Raw genomic sequence first — 7,815 nt, 5'->3', positions numbered from 1 at the left:
CCGACAAACACTATTGTTTTCAGCTACTATGCCTGCTGAAATAGAGATACTTGCAGAAGAAATATTAACGGATCCAGCAAAAATTCAAATTACTGCTGAAACGGTTACTATCGACCTAGTTAATCAAAGTGTATACCATCTTGATAAATCGAATAAGATACCTTTGCTATTTAATATCCTGAAAAAATCTGACTATGAAAAAGTTCTCATCTTTTGTAAAACAAAGTATGGCGCTGACATCATTGTTAAAGCACTAGAAAAAGCGTCAATAACAGCCGCTAGCCTGCACAGTGGTAAAACACAAACAGTTAGAGAGGAAGCGCTACAAAACTTTAAAGATTCTAATTTAAGGGTGTTGGTTGCAACTGATGTTGCTGCTCGTGGCATTGATGTCAATAATATTACTTTAGTCATTAACTATAACCTTCCTGAAGATCCAAGAAACTACATACACCGCATAGGACGAACTGCTCGTGCAGGGAAAAGTGGAATGGCCATTTCATTTGCTGTAGAAAATGATGTAAATCAATTAAATAATATTGAAAAGAGCATAGGGCAAGTAATTCCTGTGGTTATAGAACAGCCTTTCCATAAAGAGTTTTCAAAAGCGCCTAAACAAGTCAAGAAAAAGAAAAAAGTTAAAAAAACAAATAGAACAAGAACAAAAAACAAATAAGGACAGGCATAAATTAGCCAACTAAAGGTTTTCAGCTAGACTACAAATATCACCTCATCTCACGATGCGTTAGACGTGCCTTTCTTTGTGGTGAAGATAACGTCTATATTCGTATCTAAGTGACTGAATGAGCCTTTATTTTTCGGTTGTCAAACTGACGTAATTCCCCAACTGTGCTGTCAGCTTGATAATATTAAATTAGAAATGATGTACCGAGAGCTTTAAGTGCTATATGTTAGGTGTATTAGTATTCTATGATTGATAAAGCGTATGGCGTTAAAAGCAGATTTAAGACATTTTCTTGACGAAGAAGGTAACGTACTAGAGCTTACTGAACAAGCAAAAACGGTTTTCAAATTTCTGACCAAAATTGTGTCATCTGTTTCTGAGAATATTGAGCAGCCACTAATTGATGTTGATTTGAAATGCAACAGCCGAGCTGATGAATTGTCTTGTGTGGGAAGCGTTGAAGCAACTTGTATCTCAATTGGCATGATTGAGTGGCATTGCGACACCTGTGAAGCTTCTGGAACGATCTCGAATTGGCAAGGAAGTATGTGGGACAAGCAAGAACGCACAATCCATTAATCTACAATTCAGTCCTAACAAGGTGTCTTGGCACAAAACGGTCGTTAGCAAAGATAAATTATGAAGGCAATATTTATTCGCTTTGTATCAAAAGAATAAGTTAGCTATTGATTGTTCTTTTGTTCTTTTGTTCTTTTGTTCTTCTGATTGCTCTTACCTGACTTTAATCTTGGTCAATATTGTGCCACATAACCGACTAAGCTAAATAATGCTGATGGATTCTCTTGTGCAAATCATAGTAATTATCTAAAAACGTAATGTAAGAAAAACATAATTCTAGATGTTTAAGATCGAGTTTTAAGTGTTCTGCCACATTGATTTATACAAGTTCAATATTCATCATTACTTTAGTTACTGTTCATTCCTCAACTTTCTTATAAGCTTTAAAATTAAAGGTTATTCAACCATAGCCGATACTATTTGTAAGTAGTAAAATAAGGAATTTATCTTGATGCAATCTAAAATTAAAATCACTCGTACATTAGCTCTTTTTGCGGCTATTTCCTTGCCATTTTTAGTATTAGCAAACGCTGACTTTAAACAGGGTGAAGTTATAGTGCAAGGTAAGGTCTCGGAAAAAGATGGCTTTACCGTATTGCGCTATTACCCCAATGCTAATATTACAGTGGTGCAGGTATCACCGGGTAAAGAACTGAAAAAGGTGAAAAACTTGCGCCAAAAAGGTAAAAGTGCGCACGTAAATGTTAGCGTAAGTAAATCGTCTGTGCCAAACGATCCATTAATAAGCGTTCAATGGCAATGGGCAAATATTAATGCTGAACAAGCATGGCAGCTAAATACAGGAGCCAATACCACTGTCGCGGTGTTAGATACTGGAATAGCCAGTGCGCCAAGCGATGGTGTCAATTGTTTAACCTTGCCCCATAACGTCTATAACACCAGCGCATTCCCTGAAGATGGTGATGGCCACGGCACCCATGTTTCAGGCACTATAGCGCAAACGGCTAATAACAACGTTGGCGCAGTAGGCTTAGCTTTTGATGCCTGTGTTATGCCCGTTAAAGTGTTAGATGATAGTGGTTCTGGCGGTATGGCGGAAATTGCCGAGGGCATATATTACGCGGTAAACAACGGTGCTCACGTTATTAATATGAGCTTAGGCACCAACGCCCGTTACAATATTACTTCAGACCCTGTTTTAGATGTTGCTTTAGATTATGCATATAGCGAAGGCGTAGTCGTAGTCGCGGCTTCCGGTAACGACGGTAACCGTAAAAACTTAAGTTATCCCGCCAGTTACCCTAGCGTGATTTCAGTAGGTGCAACCGACTACAATAACAGCGTAACTAGTTATTCTAATAAAAGTAATTTGCTCGATATAGTGGCCCCCGGTGGTGATATGAATGCCGACCGAAATGGTGATGGCTTGGGCGACGGTATTTTGCAAGAAACAAGAGTAGACGGTACATGGGGTTATTACTTATTCCAAGGTACTTCTATGGCATCTCCCCATGTTGCCGCACTTTCCGCGATGTTAATTAGCCACAGAACTGCGACCACACCTGATGAAGTAAAACAAGCGCTTACCGAAAGTGCCACCGATTTATACAGTAGCGGCCACGATAAAACCTCTGGTTACGGCTTAATTAACAGCATTGATGCATTAAATTGGCAACAGGGCGTTACAACACCACCTCCTCCTGGCGACGGATGTACCGACAACGATGGTGATGGAGTATGTTATGAAAATGGCGATTGCGATGACAATAACAGCTCAATATTTCCTGGCGCTAATGACAGACGCGGCAAAAAAGGCAGAGATAACATAGATAACGACTGTAACGGTATTATCGACGGTTAAAATAAGTATTTCACGTAACAAAAATAACTGATAGCAGTCTGTTTTCGCACAAAGGCGTTATTTTTAGTATCTATAAAATGTGCCTAGCCGTAGAACTTATCCTTACTCCAAGTCGCCTATAATCTCCAGTAAGAGTTTCATTTAATGTTAAAGGAGGAAAAGTTATGCTTTGATCAAGCTTTCCGTTCTCCGATGAATCGAACAGAGAAAAGGTTCCACCAATGATAAAGTCGGCTCCTTCATCAACAGGAAACTGAACAAGACTAATATCATTTGTTTGCCCCTGATGAAGTGAAAAACTTTGTGAAGATGCCCCACTAGGGGGATATATTAAATCCGCAGATAATCTTAAATGGAGATCATTACTTAATCCCATATTAATAGAAACATTTTCATTACCAACAACTTCTGCATTGGTATTTATACAAGTAAATAACACAACTAAAACAATCACAAACCTAAAATATAGTAGTGACATACAGTAACAAGATAGATTAATGTATTTCATGATTTTCGCCTTAAATTTTTATGTTCATTAGTGTTTGATAAAAGACACAGCAGACTGTTAACCCAAAGAGAGTATTTAATCGATGAAATCCATTTATCCAAACTTATTCCTCTTTAATAATCTTAGCTATCTCTCTTTTTTTAACCTCCCCCCAATAGGGTGGAGTTTTTCATTCTTTAATTGGCTGCTTTGTAGTTTGGCAACTAAACTAACTAGAACTTGTACAAGGGAACTGAGGATTTTATGGACTTTGACAAATACAATGATGTTATCGAATCTATCTATCAAGCCTCTATTGATGCTCATCAATGGGATACAGCACTTCAAGATGTTAGCGATTATTTTCATTCTGAAGGAGCAGGACTTTTTAGCCAAAACCCATACACTCAAGAAGTTAATTCAATCGCTTTTTTAGGACTAAAAGAGGGCTACTTAGAAAGCTATGGCGAATATTATGGCCACATTAACCCTACTTTCATCGATCATTCCGAATTACGATCTGGCGTAATGTTCACCGAGCAAGTTTTCAATCAACGACGCAAAAATGAGGACTTTTACAAAAACAGCACCTTTAGTAATGAATGGATGAATCCACAAGGCTTTTCACACGCCGCGGGCGGTATGTTGATTGCCGATGGTAAAAATACACTGCACTTCACCTTGATACGTTCTTCACAACAAGGTTTATATACTCAGCAAGAATTAAAAGTACTAGGGGCGTTTTCAAAACATATTTGTAAAGCAGTACAATTGTCTAAAGTTTTTCAGAGAACAAATTATCGCATGAAAAATGCTGAACAATTATTAGCGAACATGGGACATGGGATTTTAATAATAGATGGGGATCAAAACGTATTAGAATCAAATCAAATAGCATTAAATAGCATAGAAAAAAATCCTATCTTAGCGATACAGCAAGGTAAATTAATTAGTCATCATTTAGGTTTTAAAAAACAGTTATGCATTGAACTGCAACAGACTATGGTTAACTCAATGCTGAAAAAAGAGCTACCGATACGTCTTAATTTACCTGAATATGAAAATGTTTTATTAATATTGATGCCGGTAATGCCAGAGTTACAATCACAATTTGATAGACCAGCCGCCCTTTTGATTATCAAAGAAAGTACAGCTATAAATCCATTAAATATGAATTACTTACAGAAAAGCTATAATCTAAACCCCAGTGAAACGCGGTTAACAAAATACTTAGCAGAAGGTTATGAGTTAAAGCGCGCTGCTTATGAAATGGGAGTAAGTTATGAAACCGCACGTTGGTATTTAAAATCAATATTCGAAAAAACAGGCACTCATAGGCAAATTGATTTAATCTTGAAAATTAATGTAGACCCTGTAGCCCGCCATGCTCAGTAACAGCGAATATTAAAATTTATTTTTCTATTACTAATGTCATTAGGTTAAGGTGGTTTACATGAGGCATATAAAAACATTTGCTTTACCTTTCCTTACTACGGCCTGTTTATTTTTCTGTAGACAAGGCTTTACTGCCCAAATGGCTGAAGAAAATAGCATTGAAAGGCATCTTGAGGTTATTACTATAACTGCCAGACGTATTGAAGAGTCTGTCCAACAAGCGCCAATTTCAGTTTCTGTCGTAGATGGCTCTACATTAGAGCGTGCCGGTATTGACGCTTTTGATATGTTATTAGCTAGTATACCCAATGCTACACAATCAGGTGGTGTCGCTGGTGGTTTACAAGGATTAATCAGTATTAGAGGTATCTCTACCTTAGTTCGCACGGTTGGTATTGAAACTGGCGTGGGAATGTATATTGATGGAGTTTATATTGGTAGGCCGGAGAACTTCAATTTTGACTTGTTAGATATTAACCGAATTGAAGTGCTACGTGGCCCTCAAGGAGCTGTCTCCGGTAAAAATACTATTGCCGGTGCGATAAATATTATCACTAACACTCCTAACGAAGATTTTGTTGGGGTAGTTGAAGCACAATATGGTAATTATGACCATATACGTTTGCGCACAACCTTATCGGGTGAGATCGGTAATAATACGTTTGCATCACTCACTGCTAATTTTCATCGTCGTGATGGATATGTTGAGAATTTTTATGACAAGGCATCAGATTTAGACAATGCGGATTTACAGTCGACCCGCGGGAAACTACGTTACCATCCTAATGAAGATGTCGATATTGTTTTGTCTGTTGATTATTTAAGAGAGCGCAGCAACCCATCATTTCTTGAAGTCAGTGATGCTGAATTCATTACTGATCCATCGGAGGAAACACCATTTACTGTTAATAGTGATCAACCTAATTATCTAAACCGCGACAATTGGGGACTATCAATATCTAGCAGTGTGACTTTTGATAATGCAAAGTGGGTAACATTGGTGGCCCGTCGCGGCACTAGTTTTCATGCTGGTATTGATGAGGATAAGCTTCCAGTTAGATTCTTTGTTGAGGACTTTTCTAGTGACTCACAGTTTTCCTCAATTGAAACCCGTTATTTATCAAAAATTAACAAATTTATTGATTACAATGTTGGCTTATATTATTTCAGTCAAAATGCAGGAAACGACTCTAATTTTGCCTTGGGGGATTTTCTTACTGGTATACCTGGCGTAGAGCCTCCTATTAATCTTATCAGTTCCGTGGATACAAACAGTATTGCTGTGTTTTTTAATACTATGTCGTCGCTCACTGAACAACTGACCTTTGAAATAGGTGGACGATATGTATCTGAAGATAAAGATGCTAGTCATTTTCAACTTGATGAAACTGGCATCTTTGGTAATACGAACTATCAGCTTAGTCGTACCGATTCAAATTTTTCTGGCATCATTTCACTTAGATACCTGACCGACTCTAATGTTACCTTGTATGGGAGATACGCTGAAGGTTTTAAAAGTGCCGGGTTTAATACAGACTTCGTCAGTGCAGGGGTAAATCTTGAAGTAGAGCCAGAAGAAGCAAGTTCCATTGAAGCTGGTGTTAAGTTAAATATTTTTAATGGTATGATGAATGCTAATTTTTCCATATTTCAAACCCAATACCATAACTTACAACTATCACAAGTTGCCGGCTCAGCCGTTTCCCTGAATAATGCCGCTAAAGCAGAAATTTCAGGTCTGGAAATTGATTTTCACGCTTTAATTGGCGACTACTTTGTTGTTACTGGTAGTCTGGGCTATCTTGATGCTAGCTATGAAGATTTTCCTGGCTGTCCTTCTGCCGCTGCAAACCCAGGAATACCAAAAAATAATTGCGCAAGAAATCACCTTAATCTGGCACCAAAATGGACAAAATCACTTGGTCTTGAATTTGTCTACCCCCTTAAAAATACATCCATGAAGTATATAACCAGATTAGACTGGAATTATCGTAGTGAAGTTTTTTTTGATCCGCAAAATGAAACCAGACTATCAGGAAATGCACATAACCTTACCAACCTTCGTGTAGGATTAGTAGAGGAGCAGTGGGAAGCGTTCTTTTGGATGAACAATGTATTTGATAAGAAGTATGTGAACTTTTCTGATGACCGCAGTGCAATATATATCTATACAACAAAGGCCTATGGGCCACCGCGAACATATGGTATGACATTCCGATACAAGTTTTGAGCATATATACCCAAATAGGCGGATGTGTTGTATGATTTCAAGCCTCTATGACCGCTGTGGTGGCTGAGTTGCCAATCATGGGATGAATATTGGTTAGGTGAAACCTATGTATTCTGAATTGCTCATTGCTGCCGTTGGCAGCTCTAACCTGAAACTATAAAATCAAAGCCAAAACGACTACTTCAAATGCTTTGACCCATTGGTTTATTAGAGTAGCTTAATTTTCTTTGTGTAGAATCGAAAGTTCAGTTAATTCATCTTTGTTTTTTTTGAGAATTCAGTAAAATAGTTAGTATTTAACAGTTCTATAAAGGTTAGTGATGAAACGCGTTGTTTTATATATTTCAGATAAATGCCCCCATTGCCGTGAAGCTCAAAAATACTTGGATGATAATGGCATTAAATACAGATTAACAAATGCAAAAATGCAGCGTGGTAGAAAAGAGCTTGACGCTATAGGGGCTAACTCTGTACCAGCCCTTAAAATTGGTAATGAAGTAATGATTGGCTGGAATCTAAAAAATTTTAAGATACTCTATGCCGCAGATTAAGAAGCAGAATTATCTAATTAGATAATTGAGCAACCAATGGGCACAGAGTTATTGATTACTCTATTT

The 7,815-nt window shown here is 37.7% G+C and carries 7 protein-coding genes; 6 read left to right on the top strand and 1 reads right to left on the bottom strand.

Annotated features, from left to right (window positions below; genetic code table 11):
• From DWA31_RS07185 to DWA31_RS07175, 3 genes are all read left to right on the top strand, one after another.
• A partial coding sequence (locus DWA31_RS07185; protein WP_136037984.1) for a helicase-related protein occupies window positions 1-676 on the top strand: 676 nt, incomplete at its 5' end.
• Between the two features lie 270 nt (window positions 677-946).
• Window positions 947-1,264 (top strand): hypothetical protein, encoded by a 318-nt coding sequence (locus tag DWA31_RS07180; RefSeq protein ID WP_114325927.1) that lies wholly within the window; start codon window positions 947-949, stop codon window positions 1,262-1,264.
• A gap of 451 nt (window positions 1,265-1,715) precedes the next feature.
• Window positions 1,716-3,086 carry a S8 family serine peptidase gene (locus DWA31_RS07175; RefSeq protein ID WP_114325926.1) on the top strand — a complete coding sequence of 457 codons (1,371 nt, stop codon included), beginning with the start codon at window positions 1,716-1,718 and terminating at the stop codon, window positions 3,084-3,086.
• 70 nt (window positions 3,087-3,156) lie between these two features.
• Here the strand turns inward: DWA31_RS07175 and DWA31_RS07170 are convergent, their stop codons facing one another.
• Complete coding sequence (locus DWA31_RS07170; RefSeq protein WP_114325925.1) at window positions 3,157-3,594, bottom strand: hypothetical protein; 438 nt, start codon at window positions 3,592-3,594, stop codon at window positions 3,157-3,159.
• 243 nt (window positions 3,595-3,837) lie between these two features.
• On the opposite strand from DWA31_RS07170, the gene DWA31_RS07165 reads away from it, so the two are divergent.
• The 3 genes from DWA31_RS07165 to DWA31_RS07155 all read left to right on the top strand — a co-directional run bounded on the left by DWA31_RS07165 (window position 3,838) and on the right by DWA31_RS07155 (window position 7,749).
• Window positions 3,838-4,968: a helix-turn-helix transcriptional regulator gene (locus DWA31_RS07165; protein WP_114325924.1), complete on the top strand. Its 1,131-nt coding sequence runs from the start codon at window positions 3,838-3,840 to the stop codon at window positions 4,966-4,968.
• A gap of 139 nt (window positions 4,969-5,107) precedes the next feature.
• The gene (locus DWA31_RS07160) at window positions 5,108-7,198 is read left to right on the top strand and encodes a TonB-dependent receptor (protein WP_168427305.1); all 2,091 of its coding nucleotides are present in this window, start codon (window positions 5,108-5,110) and stop codon (window positions 7,196-7,198) included.
• A gap of 320 nt (window positions 7,199-7,518) precedes the next feature.
• Window positions 7,519-7,749, top strand: a complete 231-nt coding sequence (locus DWA31_RS07155; RefSeq protein WP_114325922.1) for a glutaredoxin family protein — start codon at window positions 7,519-7,521, stop codon at window positions 7,747-7,749.
• Window positions 7,750-7,815: the final 66 nt, after the last annotated feature.

The organism is Candidatus Colwellia aromaticivorans, assembly GCF_003333305.1.
Taxonomy (GTDB): domain Bacteria; phylum Pseudomonadota; class Gammaproteobacteria; order Enterobacterales; family Alteromonadaceae; genus Colwellia; species Colwellia aromaticivorans.
Note: the sequence above shows the minus strand (reverse complement) of the source record. Positions and strands in the feature narration are given on the sequence as shown.

Excerpts from the sequence above, each read along its gene's own strand:
- DWA31_RS07175 (WP_114325926.1), top strand. The coding sequence starts at position 1,716 with ATGCAATCTAAAATTAAAATCACTCGTACATTAGCTCTTTTTGCGGCT.
- DWA31_RS07170 (WP_114325925.1), bottom strand. The coding sequence starts at position 3,594 with ATGAAATACATTAATCTATCTTGTTACTGTATGTCACTACTATATTTT.
- DWA31_RS07160 (WP_168427305.1), top strand. The coding sequence starts at position 5,108 with ATGGCTGAAGAAAATAGCATTGAAAGGCATCTTGAGGTTATTACTATA.
- DWA31_RS07165 (WP_114325924.1), top strand. The coding sequence starts at position 3,838 with ATGGACTTTGACAAATACAATGATGTTATCGAATCTATCTATCAAGCC.
- DWA31_RS07155 (WP_114325922.1), top strand. The coding sequence starts at position 7,519 with ATGAAACGCGTTGTTTTATATATTTCAGATAAATGCCCCCATTGCCGT.
- DWA31_RS07180 (WP_114325927.1), top strand. The coding sequence starts at position 947 with ATGGCGTTAAAAGCAGATTTAAGACATTTTCTTGACGAAGAAGGTAAC.